Genomic DNA, 22,266 nt, shown 5'->3' with positions numbered 1-22,266 from the left:
ACGTTCCCGCTCGTGGCTTTTCCTCGAAACTTCCTTCCGAGGGTGCCGGATCTTGACGGTTGGCGGCGAATGAGCCGTATTGCGTGGGCTTACGGTTTCACGTCGCTGGGGGTCTTTCGTCCGCCCGGCCGGCTTGCCGGGTTGTTCTTGAGGACGTGCCCGGAGCCTAAATGGTTCATGCCTCCAAGGGAACGTGATGTGCACGTCACTCCATCGGGGTATCGAACGCTTGAGCGAAGCTGGACTAGCATGGGCGCTCCCGTGGGTGGCGGCACAAAGGCTCTACCAGGCCTCGGTACCCTCTGAACGGCGACCGAGCCACCACTGTGCCCGTACCCGGGCCAGTACAGAAATTCAGCGAGGAGCGAACCGCGTGACCGCCGAAACGTCCGTGCCGTCCACTGCGTTGCTGACCGGGGCAGACCGGGACGGATCCAACTACACCGCGCGGCACCTGCTCGTCCTCGAGGGTCTCGAAGCCGTCCGCAAGCGCCCCGGCATGTATATCGGCTCGACCGACAGCCGCGGTTTGATGCACTGCCTCTGGGAAATCATCGACAACTCCGTCGACGAGGCGCTCGGCGGGTACTGCGACCGCATCGAGGTGATCCTCCACGAGGACGGCTCGGTGGAGGTGCGGGACAACGGCCGGGGCATCCCCGTGGACGTCGAGCCCAAGACCGGGCTGTCCGGCGTCGAGGTCGTGATGACCAAGCTGCACGCCGGCGGAAAGTTCGGCGGCGGCTCGTACGCGGCCTCCGGAGGTCTGCACGGCGTCGGCGCGTCCGTCGTCAACGCCCTCTCCGCCCGCCTGGACGTCGAAGTCGACCGCGGCAGCAGGACCCACGCCATCAGCTTCCGGCGCGGCGTTCCCGGCATCTTCACCGAATCCGGCCCGGACGCGCCCTTCGACCCGGCCAACGGCCTGCTCAAGAGCAAGAAGGTCCCCAAGACCCGCACCGGCACCCGGATCCGTTACTGGGCGGACCGCCAGATCTTCCTCAAGGACGCCAAGCTCTCCCTGGATCACCTCTACGGTCGGGCCCGGCAGACCGCGTTCCTCGTGCCGGGGCTGACCATCGTCGTCCGCGACGAGCGGGGGATCGAGAGCGAGACCGCCACCGAGGAGACCTTCCGCTACGACGGGGGCATCGGCGAGTTCTGCGAGTACCTCGCGCAGGACAAGGCCGTCTGCGACGTGCTCCGGCTGACGGGCCAGGGCACCTTCAAGGAGACCGTGCCCGTCCTCGACGAGCGCGGCCACATGACGCCCACCGAGGTCACCCGGGAACTCGGGGTGGACATCGCCCTGCGGTGGGGCACCGGCTACGAGACGAACGTGAAGTCCTTCGTCAACATCATCGCCACCCCCAAGGGCGGCACGCATGTGGCCGGATTCGAGCGCTCGATCACCAAGACCGTCAACGAGGTCCTGCGCTCGTCCAAGCTGCTGCGGGTCGCCGAGGACGACGTCGTCAAGGACGACGCCATGGAGGGGCTCACCGCGGTCGTGACCGTCCGGCTGGCCGAGCCGCAGTTCGAGGGGCAGACCAAGGAGGTCCTGGGGACCTCGGCCGCCTCGCGGATCGTGGCGAACGTGGTCGCCAAGGAGCTCAAGGCGTTCCTGGCCTCCACCAAGCGCGACGCCAAGCAGCAGGCGCGGGCCGTCCTGGAGAAGGTCGTCGCCGCGGCCCGTACCCGCATCGCCGCCCGGCAGCACAAGGAGGCCCAGCGGCGGAAGACCGCCCTGGAGTCCTCCTCCCTGCCGGCCAAGCTCGCCGACTGCCGCAGTGACGACGTCGAGCGCAGCGAGCTGTTCATCGTCGAGGGCGACTCGGCGCTGGGCACGGCCAAGCTGGCCCGCAATTCCGAGTTCCAGGCGCTGCTGCCGATCCGCGGCAAGATCCTCAATGTCCAGAAGTCGTCGGTCTCGGACATGCTCAAGAACGCCGAGTGCGGCGCGATCATCCAGGTGATAGGAGCAGGATCCGGCCGGACCTTCGACATCGACGCCGCGCGGTACGGGAAGGTCATCTTCCTCGCCGACGCCGATGTCGACGGCGCGCACATCCGCTGTCTGCTGCTCACGCTCTTCCAGCGCTACATGCGGCCGATGGTCGAGGAGGGCCGGGTCTTCTCGGCCGTTCCCCCGTTGCACCGGATCGAGCTGACCCGCCCCAAGAAGGGGCAGGACAAGTACATCTACACCTACTCCGACAGCGAGCTGCGTCAGACGCTGATGGACCTGGACCGCAAGAAGGTGCCGTACAAGGACGGCATCCAGCGCTACAAGGGTCTCGGCGAGATGGACGCCGACCAGCTCGCGGAGACCACGATGGACCCGCGCCACCGCACCCTGCGGCGGATCAACATCAGCGACCTGGAGGCGGCCGAGCGCGCCTTCGACCTGCTGATGGGCAATGAGGTCGCCCCGCGCAAGGAGTTCATCACCAACTCCGCCGCCACCCTGGACCGCTCGCGCATCGACGCCTGACCCGGGCGGGCCGCGAAGCCCCGTGCCTCCGGCCGGAGGCACGCGCGTACCCGGATCTCTCCGGGCTCCCCGGCCCCATCACCTGATGGGGTGAACGTCGCGGTGTTGCGGGGATCCGGATCTCCCTGTTCTGACCATTCTTGGGCCCCGGCCAACGAGCGCGGCGACCAAGGAGAGTTCGGTGGAGAAGGACGACGAAGGCAGTGCCGGAACGGTTCGCCTGACGGATGGCCCCACGCCGTGCGCGCCGCCCGGGGGCCGTGCGGGGCCGGAGGCCGCGCGCGATCCGTCGGGTGTCTACCGGGAGGTCCAGCGCGGTGCCGCCTTCCGTGAAGTGCGCCGCCGCTACCGGGGGTTCGTCTTCCCCGCGACCGTCGCCTTCCTCGGCTGGTACCTCGGGTATCTGGTGCTGGCCACCGCCGCACCGGCGCTGATGGCCCGGCCCGTGGCCGGCGCGTGCAACCTCGCGATGCTCCTCGGGCTCGGCCAGTTCGCCACGACCTTCCTGCTCACCTGGGCCTACGTCCGGCACGCCCGCTCCCACCGCGATCCGGCGGCCCTGGAGCTGCGCTGGGCGGTCGCGCTGGCGACCCGGCGGGAGCCGGAGCGGGCGGGCGGCGCCGTCCCGCCGGCGCGGGGGGAAACGCGTTGACCGGCACGCACCAGGGCCTGGCACTGGGCCTGTTCAGCGTCATCGTCGTGGTCACCCTCGCCATCAGTGCCTGGGCCGGCCGGGTGCGGCGCGGCTCGCCCGAGGAGTTCTACGCGGGCGGGCGGATGTTCTCCCCCATGGAGAACGGTTTCGCCCTCGCCGGTGACTACATGTCCGCCGCCTCCTTCCTCGGTATCTCCGGGCTCATCGCCCTCTTCGGCTACGACGGGGTGCTCTACTCCGTCGGCTTCCTCGTCGCCTGGCTCGTCGTGTTGTTCCTCGTCGCCGAACTGGTCCGCAACTGTGGCCGGTTCACCCTCGCCGACGTCCTGGCCGCCCGGCTGAGCGCACCACGCGTCCGGACGGCCGCGGGCATCTCCTCCGTCACCGTCTCGGTCCTCTACCTGGTCGCCCAGATGGTCGGGGCGGGCAGCCTGATGGCGCTGCTGCTGGGCGGTACGGGCGGGCGGGCCCGCACCTGGACCGTCGTCGGCGTCGGCACCCTGATGGTCCTCTACGTCGCCCTCGGCGGCATGCGGGCCACCACCTGGATCCAGATCGTCAAGACGGTCCTGCTGATGGGCGGCACGGTCGCGCTGACCACGCTCGTGCTGATCCGCTTCCACGGCGATTTCTCGGCCCTGCTCACCTCGGCCGCCGACCGCAGCGGTCACGGCAGCGCCTTCCTCGCCCCGGGTTTGAAATACGGCGGCGACTGGACGGCGCGACTGGACTTCATCAGCCTCGGCATCGCCCTGGTCCTCGGCACCGCCGGGCTCCCGCACATCCTCGCGCGCTTCTCCACCGTGCCGACCGCCCGCGCCGCCCGCCGGTCGGTCGTCTGGTCGATCGGCCTCATCGGCGGCTTCTACCTCATGACGATCGTCCTCGGCTTCGGAGCCGCGGCCGTGCTCGGCACCGAGGCCGTACGCGCCTCCAGCCCTTCCGGGAACACGGCCGTACCGCTGCTCGCCCTCGACCTGGGCGGCGGCGCGGGCTCCACCGGCGGAACGATCCTCTTCGCCGTCGTCGCGGCCGTCGCCTTCGCCACCATCCTCGCGGTCGTCGCCGGGGTCACCCTCGCCTCCTCCGCGTCCGTCGCCCACGACCTCTACGCCACACGGCGCCGCCGCACGGGCCGCGCGGTGCGCGGCGAGGTCGCCGTCGCGCGCGTCGCGGCGGTCGGCACCGGCGCGGCCGCCATCGGACTCGGGCTGCTCGCCCAGAACCTCAACGTCGCGTTCCTGGTGGGCCTCGCCTTCGCCGTCGCCGCGTCCGCGAATCTGCCGGTGCTGCTCTACGCGCTCTTCTGGCGCCGGTTCACCACGCGCGGCGCCCTCTGGTCCGTCTACGGGGGCCTGGTCCCCGCCCTGGCGCTCGTCGTCTTCTCCCCGGTCGTCTCCGGCGGCCCCGGGGCGCTCTTCCCCGGGCTCGACTTCGCCCTCTTCCCGCTGGAGAACCCGGGCCTGGTGTCCGTGCCACTCGGTTTCCTGGCCGGCTGGCTCGGCACCCTCACCTCACCCGGGCTCGCCGACGAGGCCGCTCACGCCGAGGCCGAGGTGCGCTCGCTGACGGGCGCCGGGGCGGCCTGAACGCCCCGCCCGGCCACCAGGCGGGTCACCGGGCCGCCCAGGCGTAGCGGTGCTCCGGCCGGCCCGTCTCGCCGTAGCGCAGGGTGAGGCTGAGCCGGCCGGACTCCTCCAGCCGCTTCAGATAGCGCTGGGCAGTGGAGCGGCTGAGTCCCGAGCGCTCCGCGACCTCGTGCGCCGACAGTGGACAGGCCGCGGCCGAGAGCACCTGACGGATCAGCTCGGCGGTCGGCGCGGAGTGGCCCTTGGGCAGGGGAGCTGCGGTCGCGGCGGTGCGCAGCGTGCCGAAGATCCGGTCCACCTGGTCCTGCCCCGCCTCCTCGGCGTCGTCGATTGTCCGGCGCAGCTGCGCATAGGCCTCCAGCTTCACCCGCAGCGCGGGGAAGGCGAACGGCTTGACCAGGTACTGCAGGGCGCCGTAGCGCATCGCCGTCTGCACGGTCGCGATGTCGCGGGCGGCGGTCACCATGATCACGTCGGTGAGATGGCCCTGCTGCCGGATGCGGCGGACCAGCGACAGCCCCGTCTCGTCCGGCAGGTAGTGGTCCAGCAGCACCAGATCGATGCCGCCGCGCTCCAGCAGGGCCAGGGCCTGTGCCGCGTGGTGGGCCTTGGCCACGACATGGAAGCCGGGAACGCGCGCGACGTACGCGGCGTTGATCTCGGCGACACGGAAGTCGTCGTCCACGACCAGGACTTCGATCACTGCTTCACCCTTTCGGTCTTCTCGTCTCGGTCTCCCCGTCATCGCGGCCGCCGGGCTCACCGCGTCACCCCTTCCCGTTCCCGTTCCCGCAGTGCCTCCGGCAGCTCCACGGTGAACACCGCCCCGCCCCCGTCCCGTTCGCCCACCCGGGCCGAACCGCCGTACCGTTCCGCCAGCCGCCGTACGAGCGAGAGTCCGAGGCCGCGGCGGCGGTGCGCGGGCGGCTCCTTGGTGGACCAGCCGTCGGTGAACACCAGCTCCGCGGCCTCCTCGGGGACGCCCGGGCCGTTGTCCGAGACCCGCAGGACGACCGTGGAGCCCTCCGCGCGCAGCTCCACCTCCACGAAGGGTTCGGCCGCGGGCCGCCCGCCCGCCGTGCCGCCGCGCGCGGTCCCGGCGGCGTCCAGGGCGTTGTCCACGAGATTGCCGAGCACGGTGACCAGGTCCCGCGAGTCCACCACGCGCGGGGGCAGATGGGTGGCCTCGCTCACCCGCAGCGCCACCCCCCGCTCCGCCGCGACCGCGCTCTTGCCCACCAGCAGGGCGCTGACCATCGGCTCGCGCACCCGCTCGGTGACCTGCTCGGCCGTGGCCCGGTGCGCACCGCTGACCTCCGCGACGAACGCCACGGCCTGTTCGTAGCGGCCCAGTTCCAGCAGCCCGACGATGGTGTGCAGCTGATTGGCGTGCTCGTGGTCCTGGGCGCGCAGCGCCTCGGTCAGCCCCCGGATGCCGTCCAGCTCCCGGCCGAGCAGCTCCAGCTCGGTCCGGTCGCGCAGGGTCGCCACCGCCCCGCCGTCGGCGGTGTCCATCCGGTTGGCGACCAGGACCCGGCCGCCCCAGACGGTGAGCAGGTCCGCCCCCGCGACCCGGCCGGCCAGCACATCGGTGGTCCGGCCGGGCGGCAGGACGTCGTCCAGCGGGCGCCCGGTGGCCTGGGGGCCGAGCCCGAGCAGCCGCCGCGCCTCGTCGTTGACCAGCCGGATCCGGCCGCGCCGGTCGAGCGCGAGGACCCCCTCGCGGATGCCGTGCAGCATGGCCTCCCGCTCGTCGAGGAGGGCGGATATCTCGGACAGCTCGATGCCGTGGGTGCGTTTGCGCAGCCGCCAGGAGACGGCGCACGCGGCCAGCGCGCCCACGCCGAGCGCGGCGCCCGCGTACATCAGCACGCCGGGTACGGCGTCCAGCAGCAGGGCGCGCACGCTGCCGTAGGCGATGCCCACGGAGACGGCGCCGACGATGTCGCCCCGCTGGTCGCGCAGGGGCACCTTGCCGCGTGCGGAGCGGCCGAGGGTGCCCCGCTCGATGCCCGTCCACTCCCGTCCGGTCAGGGCCGGGCCGGGGTCGGTGCTGACGTGCCGGCCGATCTCCGAGGGGGTGGTGTGCGAGTAGCGGATGCCCCGGTTGTCGACCACCACGACGAAGCTCGCGCCGGTGGCCCGTCGTACGCGCTCGGCCCCGGCCTGCACCGGGCCGCCGGGGGCCGGCCGGTGGGCCACCAGATCGCGGGCGAGGCCGGGCTGGGCGGCGGTGGTCTGCGCTATGGCCAGCGCCCGGTGCTTGGCCTGGTCGTCCAGCTGTGAGCCGAGCGGCGCGAGGAAGAGACCGGCGGCGAGCGTGGTGACGCCGGTGGTGATCAGGAGCTGGACGAGGAGGACCTGGGCGAAGACGCGGCGGGGCCACCGGGGGCGCATGTGTGTCCCTTTCGTGTCGTCGCCCCGAAGCGGGGCACGGCATTGCCGCGTCGGCAGTTCGCACCGGCGGCCGCGTCGAACGTAGCGGGACCGCGGCCCCCGGCCCAGCCCCCGTGTCGCATTCGTTGTGGTGGCGCGAGCAAAACGAGCAGAACAGGGTTCGTGCTCTCAAGTCCCACAGTGCTCACAAGCCTGCCCCTGTGTCGGACACCACACCTACCCTCCAGCCCGTGCCGGCCCCACCCGTGACCGCGGGAACACGGAGCCGGTGGCGGAGGCGGACGGACGGACGGACGGCGGCGGCCCGGGCGATGGGCTCCCCGCCGGATCCCCCCACCCCGGCCGTCGTTCCCGACGTTAAGGAACAGATGATGCGTACGTTCGGCAAGCTCACCGAAGTCGCCGCGGCGGCCGTCGCGGGGGCGCTGTGCGTCGCCCTCGCGGGCTGTACCGGCGCATCGCCGTCAAGGGCGGGCGGGGCCGCCGAAGCGGTCAGGGGCGACACCGTGAAGATCATGGTCGGTGGCCTCGACAAGGTCGTCTACCTGCCGGCGGTGCTCACCCAGCGCCTGGGCTATTTCCACGACGAAGGGGTCAGGGTCAAGCTCCTGAGCGAGCCCGCGGGGGTGCAGGCCACCACCGCACTCGTCTCCGGCGACGTGCAGGGTGTGGTCGGCTTCTACGACCACACCCTCGATCTCCAGGCCAAGGGCAAGCGGGTGCAGTCCGTCGTCCAACTGGCCCGGACGCCCGGGGAGGTGGAGATGGTCTCGACGCGGGCCGCGGGCCACATGACCTCGCCCAGGGACTTCAAGGGCCGCAAGCTCGGGGTCACCGGGCTCGGCTCCTCCACCGACTTCCTGACGAAATACCTGGCGGTGAAGAGCGGGGTGAAGGCCGGCGAGTTCACCCCGGTGGCCGTCGGCGCGGGCCAGACCTTCGTTTCCGCGCTCCAGCAGGGCTCGATCGACGGCGGCATGACCACCGAACCGACGGTCGCGCAGGTCCTCGCCAAGGGCCTGGGCAGGATCCTCGTGGACATGCGCACCCCCGAGGGCTCCCGGGCCGCGCTCGGCGGGCTTTACCCCGCGTCGAGCCTCTACATGAACACCAGCTGGGTGGAGGGCCACCGGGAGACCGTCCAGAAGCTCGCCAACGCCATGGTCAAGACGCTCAGATGGATGGCCGCGCACAGCCCCGAGGAGATCGCCGACAAAATGCCCGCCGACTACGCCAAGGGCGGCAAGGCCCTCTACGTCCGCGCGATCGAGAGCACCCTGCCGATGTTCACCAAGGACGGCGTGATGCCCGCCGACGGGCCCGAGACCGTCCTGAAGGTCCTCAAGTCCTTCGACCCGGTCCTGAAGAACGCCTCGGTGGACCTGGAGAAGACCTACACCACCGAGTTCGTCAGGAAGGCGGGCTGACGGACAGCGTCAGCGGCGAGCGCGTACGGGCCGCGGGGGGCTGCGAGGCGCCGGCCGGGGAAAGCCGGTCGACCGACAGCACGTCCATCCGGGCCGGGCTGCCGAGCGCCCTGCCGCAGCTCTCCGGACGCGGCGGTTCGGCGGCGCCCTGCTCGACGGTGACCCGCCAGGCGCGGCCGTCGCGGTGGCCGACGGTCACGCACCACAGCGGCGCCGCGCCCTCGGTCCGCAGCACGTCCAGCGCGTCCGCGCCCTCCTCGCCGGTCAGCTCCCGTACCGCCAGATCGGCGGCCTGGGCGGGGCGCTCCCAGGCCGAGCGGCCGCGGCAGTCCGCGATCGCGATCCGGCCGTTCCGCGCCGCTTCGAGGGCGTTCTTGACCCCGTGCGCGGTCGCCCGCCCGTACGCGTAGCCGTACGGCAGGACGAAGAGGGTCGGCGCGAAGCGATGGCCGCCGATGTGGGTGACCTCCCAGACCTCCAGACCGTCGGACGCGGCCAGCTCGGCGGCGAGCGGGCGGCCGAGCAGGGCGCAGCAGCGGTCGCGTTTGCCGTTGGTGCACACCAGCGCGAGGGGGTCCCCCGTGTAGGGCTCCCACAGCCCGCCGTGCTCGCCCGCGCCGAGGGCGGCGAAGTCCAGGTCCGTCAGAGCGGCGGGGTCGGGCACGGAGGCCGTACGCATCCAGGAGCGGCCCGGCGCGGTGTGGGCGGCGAAAACCCGCTGGGTGGCCGGTTCGTGGCAGTCGGCGTGCCGCCCCGGCCGGCGGATCAGCGCGATCCGCACGCCGGTGCCCTCGGCGGCCGCGCCGAGCGCCCGGCCCACGACGGGGTCCAGGTGGCTGGAGGTGAGGGCGTCCGTGCCCCACGGGCCGGGCTGCTCGATCAGCAGCCACGTCGGCGCGGTGGCGGCGGTGCCGGCCAGCGGCTCGGTCAGGAGGCGGGATGCGGTAGCGCACGTGCTCACGAAGGTAAGCCTAACCTGACCCTCCGTGGAGTCGCGCGGTGGCCCGGCCGTGTTGTCGCGGAAGGACCACCGGGGCGGCCGGTACGTAGGGGCCGGGAGCGGGCCCGGGGGTGGCCCGGACCGGTGGGGCGGGAGCGCCGGGACCGGCTCTCCGGGACCGTCCGGCGCGCTCCTATCCTGGGGCGGGTGGACGGTGTCCGGGCCGCGTACGGGCCGTTATCCGGCGCGGGAGCCGGACTCCGCCGTTCCCTACGCGTGATGGAGGCGCCACCCCCTTGGACAGCACGGACAGCACGGCCGGTACGGACGGTACGTACAGCACGGCGGACGAGGTCTACGGCGAGACCTATGACGAGCCCGGCGAGCACGCCGATGTGGCCCTGCCCGGCACCGCGGACGCGGATCACCCGATCGGGTCCTCCGCGTCCGGTGGTGCCGCCCGGCCCGCGGGCCCGCAGATCCCGGTGATCGTGCTCGCGGGCTTCCTCGGCTCCGGGAAGACGACCCTGCTCAACCATCTGCTGCGGAACAGCGGCGGCACCCGGATCGGCGCGATCGTCAACGACTTCGGCTCGATCGAGATCGACGCCATGGCGATCGCCGGGCAGGTGGACGGGGCCGTCTCCCTCGGCAACGGCTGTCTGTGCTGCGCCGTCGACGCGAGCGAGCTGGACGTCTACCTGGAGAAGCTGACCCGGCCCTCCGCCCGGATGGATGTCATCGTCATCGAGGCGAGCGGGCTGGCCGAGCCGGAGGAACTGGTCCGGATGGTCCTCGCCAGCGAGGATCCGCACAGTGTGTACGGCGGGCTGGTCGAGGTCGTCGACGCGGCGGAGTTCGACGCCACCCGGAACCGGCACCCCGAAATGGACCGCCACCTCGCCCTCGCCGACCTCGTCGTGCTGAACAAGGCCGACCGGGTGGCCGAGGCGGAGCTGAGCCGGGTGCGGGAGACGCTCGACGGCCTGTGTGACGGCACCGCCGTGGTCACCGCCGCGCACGGCCGGGTCGACCCGGAGCTGTTCTTCGACCGCAAGCCCAGGACCGAGACGATCGGCCAGCTGTCCTTCGAGGACCTGTTCGCGGACGCCACCGCCGGCGAAGACCACACATACGACGGTGACGCGCACGACTGCGACGCCCACGGCTGCCATCGCCGGGCGGCGCATCCGCACACCGCCTACGACAGCGTCTCCTTCACCGCCGAGGAACCCATGAACCCGCGCCGGCTCATGGCATTCCTCGACAACAGGCCCGAGGGCCTTTACCGGATCAAGGGCTATGTCCACTTCGGGGCGGCTGATCCCCGCAACCGGTACGCCGTGCACGCCGTCGGCCGGTTCCTGCGCTTCTACCCGGAGCCCTGGGCGCGCGGCGCGCGGCGCCTGACCCAGCTGGTGCTGATCGGCTCGGGTATCGACGCCGAGGGGCTGCGACAGGAGCTGGAGACCTGCCGGGAAACCGGCCCGCAGGACACCGCCACCGCCGACGAGCACGGCATGTGGGGCGTCCTGCGGTACGCGCAGGGCTGACCGGCCGCTACACCGGCCCCGCCACGACGGCCACCGGCTTCGCCAGCGGCACGCCGGAGCCGTCGCGGCGCGGGTCGGGGGCCGGCAGCTCGACGGGGGCTCCCGCCGCGTTCGCCGCGCGGGCAGGCGACGCGCCCGCCCAGGCCAGCACCAGGCAGTCCTCGCCCTTGAGGAACCGCTGACAGCGCACGCCACCCGTGGCCCGCCCCTTGCGGGGGTACTGGTCGAACGGCGTCAGCTTCGCCGTCGTCTCCGAGGCGCCGAGCAGGGTGCCGCGCGCGCCCGCCACGGTGAACACCACGGCGTCGCCCGCCGGATCGATGGCGGTGAAGGAGATCACCTTCGCCCCGTCGGAGAGCTTGATCCCCGCCATGCCGCCCGCGGGCCGCCCCTGCGGCCGTACCTGGCCGGCCGGATAGCGCAGCAACTGGGCGTCGTCCGTGATGAAGACCAGGTCCTCCTCGCCCGTGCGCAGCTCCACCGCGCCGACGACGCGGTCACCGTCCTTGAGGCCGATGACCTCCAGCTCGTCCTTGTTGGCCGGATAGTCGGGGACCACGCGCTTGACGACGCCCTGCTCCGTGCCGATGGCGAGGCCCGGCGAGGACTCGTCCAAGGTGGTGAGGCAGACGATCCGCTCGCCGTCCTCAAGGGTCAGGAACTCCGAGACCGGGGCGCCGCCCGACAGATTCGGCGCCGACGCCGTCTCCGGGAGCTGCGGCAGATCGATCACCGGCAGCCGCAGCAGCCGCCCGGCCGAGGTGACGGCGCCCACGTCCGCCCGCGCGGTCGCCGGGACCGCCGAGACGATCACGTCGTGCTTGACGCGCTTGACCTCGCCGTGGTCGCTCTCGTGCGCGAACGGCTCGGCGCTGGCCGTACGGGCCAGCAGCCCGGTGGAGGACAGCAGCACCCGGCAGGGGTCGTCCGCGACCTCCAGCGGCACCGCGGAGACGGGCGAGCCCGCCGACTGCAGCAGCACCGTGCGACGGTCGGTGCCGAACTTCTTCGCCACGTCCGCCAGTTCGCCCGAGACGAGCTTGCGCAGCTCGGCGTCGGACTCCAGGATCCGGGTCAGCTCCTCGATCTCGCCGGTCAGCCGGTCGCGCTCCGACTCCAGCTCGACGCGGTCGAACTTGGTCAGGCGGCGCAGCGGGGTGTCGAGGATGTACTGCGTCTGCACCTCGGAGAGCGAGAAGCGCGCGACGAGTGACTCCTTGGCCTGCGCCGCGTTCTCACTCGATCGAATGATCCGGATGACTTCGTCGATGTCGATGAGGGCCACCAGCAGGCCCTCGACCAGGTGCAGCCGGTCCTGCCGCTTGCCGCGGCGGAACTCGCTGCGGCGGCGCACGACCTCGAAGCGGTGGTCGACATAGACCTCCAGCAGCTCCTTGAGGCCCAGCGTCAGCGGCTGGCCGTCCACCAGTGCGACGTTGTTGATGCCGAAGGACTCCTCCATCGGCGTCAGCTTGTAGAGCTGTTCGAGCACGGCCTCCGGGTTGAAGCCGTTCTTCACCTCGATGACCAGGCGCAGCCCGTGCGAGCGGTCGGTGAGGTCCTTGACGTCGGCGATGCCCTGGAGCTTCTTCGAGCCGACCAGGTCCTTGATCTTGGCGATCACCTTTTCCGGGCCCACCGTGAACGGCAGCTCGGTCACGACGATGCCCTTGCGGCGGGCCGTCACGTTCTCCACGGAGACGGTCGCGCGGATCTTGAAGGTGCCGCGGCCGGTCTCGTAGGCGTCCCGGATGCCGCTCAGTCCGACGATCCGGCCGCCCGTGGGCAGGTCCGGGCCGGGGACGAACCGCATGAGGGTGTCGAGGTCGGCGCCTGGGTGCTTGATCAGGTGCCGGGCGGCGGCGATCACCTCGCCCAGATTGTGCGGCGGCATGTTCGTCGCCATGCCGACCGCGATCCCGGTCGCGCCGTTGACCAGCAGGTTGGGATAGGCGGCCGGGAGGGCCACCGGCTCCTGCTCGCTGCCGTCGTAATTCGGCGTGAAGTCGACGGTGTCCTCGTCGATGGACTCGGTCATCAGCGACGTCGTCGCCGCCATCCGGGCCTCGGTGTACCGCATCGCGGCGGGCGGGTCGTCATTGCCCAGCGAACCGAAGTTGCCGTGCCCGTCGACCAGCGGCACCCGCATGGAGAACGGCTGGGCCATGCGGACCAGGGCGTCGTAGATGGACGCGTCGCCGTGCGGATGGAGCTTGCCCATCACCTCGCCGACGACACGGGCGCACTTCACATACGAACGCTCGGGGCGCAGCCCCATGTCGTTCATCTGGAACAGGATGCGGCGCTGGACGGGCTTGAGCCCGTCCCGGGCATCGGGCAGAGCGCGCGAGTAGATGACCGAGTAGGCGTACTCGAGGAAGGAGCCCTGCATCTCGTCGACGACGTCGATGTCGAGGATGCGCTCCTCGAAGTCGTCCGGCGGCGGGGTCTTCGTGCTGCGGCGGGCCATCGCGGCTGCGGCTCCTTCGATCGATTGCCGAGGTGGGGGGTCTGACGCCGACCATTGTGGACCGCGCCACTGACAACGCCGACCGCGACCCGTCCGTAAGAGCGCACCGTGACGGGAACTTCGCCAGATGTCAGCGCGCTTGCATACAGTGACAGAACTGTTCACACGCTGGTCGCCGCGGCGGACGCCGCGAGACGGCACGCGATTTCTCCAGCGATCGAAGGGACGTACATGCCCATGGGTCACACGGCCACGCAACAGGCCGGTACCGGCGGCCTGACAGCGACCGAGCACCGGCTGGCCAACGGCCTGAGGGTGGTGCTCTCCGAGGACCATCAGACCCCGGTCGCCGCGGTCTGCCTCTGGTACGACGTCGGCTCGCGCCACGAGGTCAAGGGCCGCACCGGCCTCGCCCACCTCTTCGAGCACCTCATGTTCCAGGGCTCGGCTCAGGTCGAGGGCAACGGCCACTTCGAGCTGGTGCAGGGCGCGGGCGGGTCGCTCAACGGCACCACCAGCTTCGAGCGCACCAATTATTTCGAGACCATGCCCGCCCACCAGGTGGAGCTGGCCCTGTGGCTCGAAGCAGACCGGATGGGTTCGCTGCTGACCGCCCTCGACGAGGAGTCGATGGAGAACCAGCGCGACGTCGTCAAGAACGAGCGCCGCCAGCGCTACGACAACGTGCCCTACGGCACCGCGTTCGAGAAGCTGACGGCCATGGCCTACCCCGACGGCCACCCGTACCACCACACCCCGATCGGCTCGATGGCCGACCTGGACGCCGCCTCCCTGGAGGACGCGCGCGCCTTCTTCCGCACGTACTACGCGCCGGGCAACGCCGTCCTGTCGGTCGTCGGCGACATCGACCCCGAGCGCACGCTCGCCTGGATCGAGAAGTACTTCGGCTCCATCCCCGCCCACGACGCCAAGCAGCCGCCGCGCGACGGCAGCCTGCCCGACATCATCGGCGAACAGTTGCGCGAGGTCGTGCGCGAGGAGGTCCCCTCCCGCGCCCTGATGGCCGCCTACCGTCTGCCGCACGACGGCACCCGTGAGGCCGACGCCGCCGACCTCGCCCTCACCGTCCTCGGCGGCGGCGAGTCCTCCCGCCTCCACAACCGGCTGGTCCGGCGCGACCGCACCGCCGTCGCCGCCGGCTTCGGCCTGCTGCGGCTGGCCGGCGCCCCCTCGCTCGGCTGGCTGGACGTCAAGACGTCCGGCGGCGTCGAGGTCCCGGACATCGAGAGCGCCGTCGACGAGGAGCTGGCCCGCTTCGCCGCGGAGGGCCCGACCCCCGAGGAGATGGAGCGCGCCCAGGCCCAGCTGGAGCGCGAATGGCTGGACCGGCTCGCCACGGTCAGCGGCCGCGCCGACGAACTGTGCCGTTACGCGGTCCTGTTCGGCGACCCCCAGCTCGCCCTCAGCGCCGTCGACCGGGTTCTGGACATCACCGCCGAGGAGGTGCGCGAGGTAGCCGCCGCCCGGCTGCGCCCCGACAACCGCGCCGTGCTGGTGTACGAGCCGACCGCCCCCGAGGCCGACGAGAACGCAGGAAACGCAACGGAAAGCGAGACGGCCCAGTGAGCGACGCCGCACCCGCGAGCAGCCCCCAGACCGCGGCAGCCCCTTCGATGGACTTCCACCCGCGCCCCCAGCCGGGCGAGGCCACCCCGTGGGCCTTCCCGGCCCCCGAGCGCGGTGAGCTGCCCAACGGCCTCACCGTGCTGCGCTGCCACCGGCCCGGCCAGCAGATCATCGCCGTCGAGATCAACCTCGCGGCGCCCCTGGAGGCCGAGCCGCAGGGCCTCGACGGCGTCGCCACGATCATGGCGCGCGCCCTGACCGAGGGCACCGACAAGCACACCGCCGAGGAGTTCACGGCCGAGCTGGAGCGCTGCGGGGCCACCCTCGACGCGCACGCCGACCACCCCGGGGTCCGGGTCTCCCTGGAGGTCCCGGCCTCCCGGCTGCCCAAGGCGCTCGGCCTGCTCGCCGACGCCCTGCGCGCCCCCGCGTTCCCCGACGGCGAGGTCGAGCGCCTCGTCCGCAACCGGCTGGACGAGATCCCGCACGAGCTGGCCAACCCCGCCCGCCGGGCCGCCATGGCGCTCTCCAAGGAACTCTTCCCCGCCGAGTCCCGGATGTCCCGCCCCCGCCAGGGCACCGAGGAGACCGTCGGGCGCCTCGACGCCGCCGCCGTCCGCGCCTTCTACGAGGCGCACGTGCGCCCCGCCACGGCGACCGCCGTGGTCGTCGGCGACTTCACCGGCGTCGACCTCGACCAGGCGCTGGCCGACTCCCTCGGCGCGTGGACCGGCTCCACCGCCGAGGCCCGGCCCGTACCGCCGATCACCGCGGACGACTCCGGCCGCGTCGTGATCGTCGACCGCCCCGGCGCGGTGCAGACCCAGCTGCTCATCGGCCGCATCGGCGGCGACCGGCACGACCGCGTCTGGCCCGCCCAGGTGCTCGGCACGTACTGCCTCGGCGGCACCCTCACCTCCCGTCTGGACCGCGTCCTGCGCGAGGAGAAGGGCTACACCTACGGCGTGCGCTCCTTCGGCCAGGTGCTCCGCTCGGCGCCCGACGGGACCGGTGCCGCGATGCTCGCCATCAGCGGCTCCGTGGACACCGCGTCCACCGGACCGGCACTGGCCGATCTGTGGACCGTGCTGCGCACCCTGGCCGCCGAGGGGCTGACCGACGCCGAGCGCGACGTCGCCGTGCAGAACCTCGTGGGCGTCGCCCCGCTGAAGTACGAGACGGCGGCGGCCGTCGCGGGCACCCTCGCCGACCAGGTCGAGCAGCACCTCCCGGACGACTTCCAGGCGCGCCTGTACGAGCGCCTCGCCGAGACGGGCACCGTGGAGGCCACCGCGGCCGTCGTGAGCGCCTTCCCGGCCGACCGCCTCGTGACGGTCCTGGTGGGTGACGCCGCGGAGATCCTGGAGCCGGTCAAGGCGCTGGGCATCGGAGAGGTGAAGGTCGTCCAGGGCTGACGGCACGTCGGGGCGCGGGCCGGTCGCGACGGTTCGCGGCCGGGGGCGCCCGGTGGCCCCCGCCTGTCGCGGCCACTGCGGCCGGTGGACGGCCAACTGGTCGGCAGATAAGCGCATAAGGGAGGCACGCGGGGCCAACGGGGCTCGCGTGCCTCCCTTATGTCCGTTTTGAAGGAGAGGTTGCATGTCTGGCGTGTGGCGTACGACACAAAAGCTGCGTTCTGTTTGTCGATCGAAACACACCCGGATTAGCGTCAGTCCGGCTGCCCGTCAGATGTGAGCCGCATCCGCGGCACCGGTCAGTCATCGCCGAGTCCCCAATGGCGCGAGCCAGGGGAGCCGGGGACCCACAGTCCCTGGGGTGAATCGGGTCCCTTTCCGGAGGGAGCCGTAGGAGACCTTCCTGCTCCGAACCCGTCAGCTAACCCGGTAGGCGAGAAGGAAGGAAAGGAATGGCCACACCCATGGCGTTCATAGGTGCCACCGGCAAGCATCGTCGTCCGAGCCGTGCCGTCCGCGTCGGCGCGAACGTGGCGGGCATCGCCACGCTCACCGCCACCGGTGTGGTCGCGGGCTTCGCCGCTCCGGCGATCGCCGCCACCGACGACGCCCCGCGCGTCCAGGACACCGGCCTCACCCAGGCCGTCGTCATGGGTGACGAGACCGCCGACCGGATCGGCGCCCAGGCCGACACCCAGCAGAGCGCCGCCTACGAGGCCGAGGCGCGGCTCAAGGCGGAGGCCGACGCGAAGCAGAAGGCCGCGGACGCCAAGCAGCGCGCCGACGAGGCCAAGCGCAAGGCGGAGGCCGAGCGCGCCGAGAAGGAGCGCGTCGCCCGCGACGAGGAGCGCAAGCGCCTCAACGCCTACGTCTCCCCGATCGACGGCAGCTACGTCTCGACCTCCTACAAGGCCTCCAGCGGCCTGTGGTCCTCCGGCAGCCACACCGGTGTCGACTTCCACGCCGACATGGGCACCGTCGTGCAGGCCGTCGGTGCCGGCACCGTCGTCGAGGCCGGCTTCGGCGGCGCGTACGGCAACAACATCGTCATCAAGCACAACGACGGCACCTACACGCAGTACGGCCACCTGTCGTCCCTCAGCGTCTCCGCGGGCCAGACGGTCACCGCCGGCCAGCAGATCGGCCTTTCGGGCGACACGGGCAACGTCACCGGCCCGCACCTGCACTTCGAGGCCCGTACCGGCGCCACCTACGGCTCCGACATCGACCCCGTCGCCTACCTGCGCGCGCACGGCGTCAACGTCTGATCCCCGCGTCCGGGGCGGCAGCCCCGCACTCCTCGTTCCGCCCAAGGCCCCGGCTCCCGCCGGGGCCTTGGGCGTTGGCGGATGGACATCGGCCGGTATACGGCAGCCGGGTAATGGCCAAAAAATAGCCATGGATTACCGGTGCCCATCGGAAATCGCCCGGCATTGCCATAGAGTCGCCGAACAGACGTCAATCGGCCGCGTTTCGCGGGGATTAAGGCGGAGGTTCACTGATGCGGGGCCCTACGTGACCGGCAATGGCGAGACAGCGCGAGAAGGCGGCCGCATTTCCGCGCACGCCGTGTGCGCGGCGATCCGCGACGACATCGTCTCGGGGGTCCATCCGCCCGGCAGCCGGCTCATCGAGGAGTTACTGGCCCGCCGTTACGGCGTCTCCCGGGTGCCGGTGCGGGAAGCCCTGCGGGCCCTCGCCTCGGAGGGGTTCGTGACCACGCGCCGGCACGCCGGGGCCTGTGTCGCCGAACCCAGCGAGCGGGAGGCCGCCGATCTCCTCGACGTCCGCGCCCTGCTGGAGCCGCTCGGTGCCGCCCGCGCCGCGCAGCGCCGCACGGAGGCCCATCTGAAGGTGCTGCGCGGACTGGTCAGGCTGGGCCGGGAGCGGGCCAGGGACGGCAGTACGGCGGAACTGTGCCCCCTCGGCGACTGGTTCGACGAGACCCTCGCCCAGGCGTCCGGCAGCCCCAGCCTCGCCGCGCTGCTCACCCAGCTGCGGCTCAAGATCGCCTGGGTCTACGCACCGGAGGCACCGCCGCGGCCCGTCGAGGTCTGGGACGCCCACGGAGCCCTCGTCGACGCCGTCGCCCGGGGCGACGCGGAGCGGGCCCGGGCGCTGGCCGAGACCCGGGCGGCCCGGTCGCCCGGTGCGTACCGGCTGCGGCGGGCGGTGCGCGTGGGGCGGCCACGGGCGGGAAATCCGAAACAATCCGTAAACACGGTGAGCGCCCGCTCTTAACAAGAATCCGCTATTCAAGCCGCCGCCGGAGGCCGGCCGGAATTGCGCTGCGGTCCGGTGTGTCCGCATAAAACAAAAAGCGGGGCCGCGGCGGCCTCACCCGGCCGCCGCGGCCCCGCTTTCGCGGTGCGCGGTGAATCAGACGGTCTCCGGGAGCTCCTCGAGCCCCTCGGCGACCAGCTTGGCCAGACGGTCGAGCGCGGCCTCGGCGCCTTCCGCCTCGGTGGCGAGGACGATCTCCTCGCCGCCCTGGGCGCCCAGGCCCAGTACGGCCAGCATCGACGCGGCGTTGACGGGGCTGCCGTCCGCCTTGGCGATCGTCACGGGGACGCCGGCGGCCGTCGCCGCACGGACGAAGATCGACGCGGGACGGGCGTGCAGGCCCTCGGCCCAGCCGACGTTGACGCGGCGCTCAACCATGGTGTTGCCCTTCAAGTCGCTATTGGTTGTCTAGACCAGTGTCTCACGGGGGTGGCGGTGCTCGGGTGTGGTGCTCCCCACGACACCTCGGGAGCGCCCGGACGGCCACCCGACGCCGCCGGGCCCGTCGTCGGTCCCCGGCCGTACGCTGGCCCCATGCAGACGCCGTCCGAGCACGCGTACCCGACCCACTGGGAAGCCGACGTCGTGCTGCGCGACGGCGGTACGGCCCAGGTCCGCCCCATCACCGCCGACGACGCGGGCCGCCTGGTCAGCTTCTACGAACAGGTCTCCGACGAGTCGAAGTACTACCGCTTCTTCGCCCCCTACCCCCGGCTCTCCGACCGGGACGTGCACCGCTTCACCCACCACGACTACGTCGACCGGGTGGGCCTGGCCGCCACCGTCGGGGGCGAGTTCATCGCCACCGTCCGCTACGACCGCATCGACGCCCGGGGCATGCCCGCCACCGCCCCCGCCGACGAGGCCGAGGTCGCCTTCCTCGTCCAGGACGCCCACCAGGGCCGCGGCGTGGCCTCCGCCCTGCTCGAACACATCGCGGCCGTCGCCCGCGAGCGCTCCATCCGGCGCTTCGCCGCCGAGGTGCTGCCCGCCAACACCAAGATGATCAAGGTGTTCACGGACGCGGGCTACACCCAGAAGCGCAGCTTCGAGGACGGAGTCGTCCGTCTCGAGCTGGACCTCGAACCCACCGACCGATCGCTCGCCGTCCAGCGGGCCCGCGAGCAGCGCGCCGAGGCCCGCTCCGTCCAGCGGCTCCTCGCCCCCGGGTCCGTCGCCGTTATCGGTACGGGCCGTGCGGCGGGCGGCCTGGGCCGCACCGTGCTGCGCGACGTGCTGGCCGGCGGCTTCACGGGCCGCACGCACGCGGTCAACCGGGCCTTCCCCGAGGGGCTTTCGGTCCTGGAGCCCGAGGGCGTTCCCGCCCATCGTTCGATCCTCGACATCACCGAACCCGTCGACCTCGCCGTCGTCGCCGTGCCCGCCGCCGGGGTGCCGTCCGTCGTCGCCGAGTGCGGCGAGCACGGGGTGCAGGGCCTCGTCGTCCTCTCCGCCGGATACGCCGAGAGCGGGCCCGACGGCCGCGCCCGCCAGCGCGAACTGGTCCGCCAGGCCCGCTCGTACGGGATGCGCCTCATCGGCCCCAACGCCTTCGGCCTCATCAACACCGCGGAGGGCGTCCGGCTCAACGCCTCCCTGTCGCCCGAACTGCCCGCGGCCGGGCGGATCGGGCTGTTCAGCCAGTCCGGCGCGATCGGCATCGCCCTGCTCTCCGGGCTGCACCGGCGTGCCGCCGGGCTCGTCGGCGTCTCCACCTTCGTCTCCGCGGGAAACCGCGCCGACGTCTCCGGCAACGACTTCCTCCAGTACTGGCACGACGACCCGGACACCGACGTCGCCCTCATGTATCTGGAGTCGATCGGCAACCCCCGGAAGTTCACCCGCCTCGCCAAGCGCACCGCGGCCCGAAAGCCGGTCGTCGTCGTCAAGGGCGCCCGCCACGGCGGCGCGGCCCCCACCGGGCACGCCGTCCCCACCACCCGCATCCCCGACGCCACCGTCTCAGACCTGCTGCGGCAGGCGGGTGTCATCCGTGTCGACACGGTCACCGAGCTGGCCGACGCCGGGTTGCTCCTCGCCTCCCAGCCGCTGCCCGCCGGACCGCGCGTGGCCATCCTCGGCAATTCCGAGTCGCTCGCCCTCCTCACCTACGACGCCTGCCTCACCGAAGGGCTGCGCCCGCTGCCCCCGCGCGACCTCACCACGGCGGCGGGGCCCGCCGACTTCCACGCCGCCCTCGCCGAGGCCCTGGCCGACGGGGGCAGCGACGCCGTGGTGGTCACCGCGATCCCCTGGGTGGGCGACACCTCCGCCGGCGCCCTCGCGACCGCCCTGCGCGAGGCGGTCGCGCAGTCCCCGGCCGCCAAGCCCGTCACCGTCGTCCATCTGGAGATCGAGGGCCTCGCCGAGGCGCTGGCGGCCGACGCCGAGCCGGCCCCGGGGGAGTCGCGGCGGGCACCCGGACCGGCCGGCGGTGCGCCCGCCGTGCGGATACCCGCCTACCCCGCGGCCGAGCGCGCCGTGCGGGCCCTGGCCGAGGCCGCCCGCTACGCGCGCTGGCGGCGGCAGCTCGCGGAGCCCGGCCGGGTGCCCGAGTACGACGACATCGACGAGGCCGGCGCGGCCGCCGACATCGACGTGCTGCTGACCGCGCACGGCGCGGCCACCCCGCCGCCCGGAGCGGCCCGGGCCGTCACCCTGTCCGCCGCCGACACCCAGCGGCTGCTGGCCCGCTACGGGATCGCCGTCCTGCCCGCCCTGGCCGCGCCCGACCCCGACAGCGCCGTCTGGGCGGCGCACCGGCTCGGCTTCCCCGTGGCACTCAAGCCCACCGCCCCGCACCTGCGCCACCGCGCCGACCTCGGCGGGGTCCGGCTCGACCTGGGCGGCGAGGCGGAACTGCGCAGGGCCTACGCGGAGTTGACGGAGCTGCTCGGCAAGCCCGAGGAAACGCGGCTGGTGGTGCAGTCGATGGCCCCGCGCGGCGTCGACACGGTCGTACGGGCCGCGATCGACCCGGCGGCCGGCGCGGTGCTGTCCTTCGGCCTCGCGGGGGCGCCGTCGCTGCTGCTCGGCGACACGGCCCACCGCCTCGTCCCGGCGACCGACCGGGACGTCGCCGAGCTGATCCGCTCGATCCGGACCGCGCCGCTGCTCTTCGGCTGGCGCGGCTCCACCCCCGTGGACACCGGAGCCCTCGAAGAGCTGCTGCTGCGCGTCTCACGGCTGGTGGACGACCACCCCGAGGTCGTGGGCGCCGACCTGGAGCCCGTGATCGTCGCACCGCACGGCGTCCACGTCCTCGGCGCGGCCATACGCCTGGCCCCGCCCCCGGCCCGCACCGACCTCGGGCCCCGCAGCCTGCCCGCGTACTGACGCGGTACGACCGGCCCCGCGGGCCGTGGTGGGCGCACCACCACCGCTGCGCAGGGCGCTCGCCGCCGCGGGTGGCAGCCCACCGCCGTGAACCTCGGGCCAAGGGGCCGCTGAGGCCAA

15 protein-coding genes and 1 riboswitch are annotated in these 22,266 nt (G+C 72.6%); of the genes, 10 read left to right on the top strand and 5 right to left on the bottom strand.

Annotation, left to right across the window (positions count from 1 at the left end; translation table 11 throughout):
- The first annotated feature begins 373 nt into the window (after positions 1–373).
- From ACZ6MA_RS11830 to ACZ6MA_RS11820, 3 genes are all read left to right on the top strand, one after another.
- Positions 374–2,494 carry a DNA gyrase/topoisomerase IV subunit B gene (locus ACZ6MA_RS11830; RefSeq protein ID WP_469433040.1) on the top strand — a complete coding sequence of 707 codons (2,121 nt, stop codon included), beginning with the start codon at positions 374–376 and terminating at the stop codon, positions 2,492–2,494.
- Positions 2,495–2,675: 181 nt separating this feature from the next.
- Positions 2,676–3,146, top strand: coding sequence for a DUF485 domain-containing protein (locus tag ACZ6MA_RS11825; RefSeq protein ID WP_469433038.1), 471 nt, complete (start codon positions 2,676–2,678; stop codon positions 3,144–3,146).
- Positions 3,143–4,738, top strand: a complete 1,596-nt coding sequence (locus ACZ6MA_RS11820; protein ID WP_469433037.1) for a solute symporter family protein — start codon at positions 3,143–3,145, stop codon at positions 4,736–4,738. The genes ACZ6MA_RS11825 and ACZ6MA_RS11820 overlap by 4 nt, the downstream gene beginning before the upstream one ends.
- A 25-nt stretch (positions 4,739–4,763) precedes the next feature.
- On the opposite strand, the gene ACZ6MA_RS11815 is transcribed toward ACZ6MA_RS11820, so the two are convergent.
- Positions 4,764–5,441: a response regulator gene (locus ACZ6MA_RS11815; protein WP_469433035.1), complete on the bottom strand. Its 678-nt coding sequence runs from the start codon at positions 5,439–5,441 to the stop codon at positions 4,764–4,766.
- Between the two features lie 56 nt (positions 5,442–5,497).
- Complete coding sequence (locus tag ACZ6MA_RS11810) at positions 5,498–7,135, bottom strand: sensor histidine kinase (protein WP_469433033.1); 1,638 nt, start codon at positions 7,133–7,135, stop codon at positions 5,498–5,500.
- Between the two features lie 371 nt (positions 7,136–7,506).
- On the opposite strand from ACZ6MA_RS11810, the gene ACZ6MA_RS11805 reads away from it, so the two are divergent.
- Positions 7,507–8,562, top strand: a complete 1,056-nt coding sequence (locus ACZ6MA_RS11805) for an ABC transporter substrate-binding protein (RefSeq protein ID WP_469433160.1) — start codon at positions 7,507–7,509, stop codon at positions 8,560–8,562.
- Here the strand turns inward: ACZ6MA_RS11805 and ACZ6MA_RS11800 are convergent.
- Positions 8,546–9,523, bottom strand: a complete 978-nt coding sequence (locus tag ACZ6MA_RS11800) for a sucrase ferredoxin (protein WP_469433032.1) — start codon at positions 9,521–9,523, stop codon at positions 8,546–8,548. The two genes, ACZ6MA_RS11805 and ACZ6MA_RS11800, sit on opposite strands and share 17 nt — an antisense overlap.
- A 410-nt stretch (positions 9,524–9,933) precedes the next feature.
- On the opposite strand from ACZ6MA_RS11800, the gene ACZ6MA_RS11795 reads away from it, so the two are divergent.
- Positions 9,934–11,055, top strand: a complete 1,122-nt coding sequence (locus ACZ6MA_RS11795) for a CobW family GTP-binding protein (RefSeq protein ID WP_469433158.1) — start codon at positions 9,934–9,936, stop codon at positions 11,053–11,055.
- 7 nt (positions 11,056–11,062) lie between these two features.
- On the opposite strand, the gene ACZ6MA_RS11790 is transcribed toward ACZ6MA_RS11795, so the two are convergent.
- The gene (locus tag ACZ6MA_RS11790; protein ID WP_469433030.1) at positions 11,063–13,525 is read right to left on the bottom strand and encodes a DNA gyrase/topoisomerase IV subunit A; all 2,463 of its coding nucleotides are present in this window, start codon (positions 13,523–13,525) and stop codon (positions 11,063–11,065) included.
- 237 nt (positions 13,526–13,762) lie between these two features.
- Here ACZ6MA_RS11790 and ACZ6MA_RS11785 point away from each other — a divergent pair, with 237 nt between their 5' ends.
- The 4 genes from ACZ6MA_RS11785 (at position 13,763) to ACZ6MA_RS11770 (ending at position 18,768) form a co-directional block, all read left to right on the top strand.
- Entirely contained in the window at positions 13,763–15,112 is a 1,350-nt protein-coding gene (locus tag ACZ6MA_RS11785) for a M16 family metallopeptidase (RefSeq protein ID WP_469433157.1), read from the top strand.
- 47 nt (positions 15,113–15,159) lie between these two features.
- A complete protein-coding gene (locus ACZ6MA_RS11780) occupies positions 15,160–16,527 on the top strand; it encodes a M16 family metallopeptidase (RefSeq protein WP_469433155.1) in 1,368 nt (455 codons plus the stop codon).
- A 297-nt stretch (positions 16,528–16,824) separates the two neighbouring features.
- Positions 16,825–16,978, top strand: a riboswitch (cyclic di-AMP (ydaO/yuaA leader).
- A 13-nt stretch (positions 16,979–16,991) separates the two neighbouring features.
- On the top strand, positions 16,992–17,795 hold the full coding sequence (locus ACZ6MA_RS11775) for a M23 family metallopeptidase (protein ID WP_469433154.1): 804 nt from the start codon (positions 16,992–16,994) through the stop codon (positions 17,793–17,795).
- Between the two features lie 247 nt (positions 17,796–18,042).
- Entirely contained in the window at positions 18,043–18,768 is a 726-nt protein-coding gene (locus ACZ6MA_RS11770) for a GntR family transcriptional regulator (RefSeq protein WP_469433029.1), read from the top strand.
- A 138-nt stretch (positions 18,769–18,906) separates the two neighbouring features.
- On the opposite strand, the gene ACZ6MA_RS11765 is transcribed toward ACZ6MA_RS11770, so the two are convergent.
- Complete coding sequence (locus tag ACZ6MA_RS11765) at positions 18,907–19,188, bottom strand: HPr family phosphocarrier protein (RefSeq protein WP_130881794.1); 282 nt, start codon at positions 19,186–19,188, stop codon at positions 18,907–18,909.
- Between the two features lie 156 nt (positions 19,189–19,344).
- Between ACZ6MA_RS11765 and ACZ6MA_RS11760 the strand changes: the two genes are divergently transcribed.
- Positions 19,345–22,146, top strand: coding sequence for a bifunctional acetate--CoA ligase family protein/GNAT family N-acetyltransferase (locus ACZ6MA_RS11760; RefSeq protein ID WP_469433028.1), 2,802 nt, complete (start codon positions 19,345–19,347; stop codon positions 22,144–22,146).
- Positions 22,147–22,266: the final 120 nt, after the last annotated feature.

Source organism: Streptomyces sp. NPDC042259 (assembly GCF_055582085.1).
This window is presented reverse-complemented; position numbering and strand designations above follow the sequence as displayed.

Excerpts from the sequence above, each read along its gene's own strand:
- ACZ6MA_RS11785 (WP_469433157.1), top strand. The coding sequence starts at position 13,763 with ATGGGTCACACGGCCACGCAACAGGCCGGTACCGGCGGCCTGACAGCG.
- ACZ6MA_RS11765 (WP_130881794.1), bottom strand. The coding sequence starts at position 19,188 with ATGGTTGAGCGCCGCGTCAACGTCGGCTGGGCCGAGGGCCTGCACGCC.
- ACZ6MA_RS11760 (WP_469433028.1), top strand. The coding sequence starts at position 19,345 with ATGCAGACGCCGTCCGAGCACGCGTACCCGACCCACTGGGAAGCCGAC.
- ACZ6MA_RS11810 (WP_469433033.1), bottom strand. The coding sequence starts at position 7,135 with ATGCGCCCCCGGTGGCCCCGCCGCGTCTTCGCCCAGGTCCTCCTCGTC.
- ACZ6MA_RS11805 (WP_469433160.1), top strand. The coding sequence starts at position 7,507 with ATGCGTACGTTCGGCAAGCTCACCGAAGTCGCCGCGGCGGCCGTCGCG.
- ACZ6MA_RS11790 (WP_469433030.1), bottom strand. The coding sequence starts at position 13,525 with ATGGCCCGCCGCAGCACGAAGACCCCGCCGCCGGACGACTTCGAGGAG.
- ACZ6MA_RS11775 (WP_469433154.1), top strand. The coding sequence starts at position 16,992 with ATGGCGTTCATAGGTGCCACCGGCAAGCATCGTCGTCCGAGCCGTGCC.
- ACZ6MA_RS11780 (WP_469433155.1), top strand. The coding sequence starts at position 15,160 with ATGGACTTCCACCCGCGCCCCCAGCCGGGCGAGGCCACCCCGTGGGCC.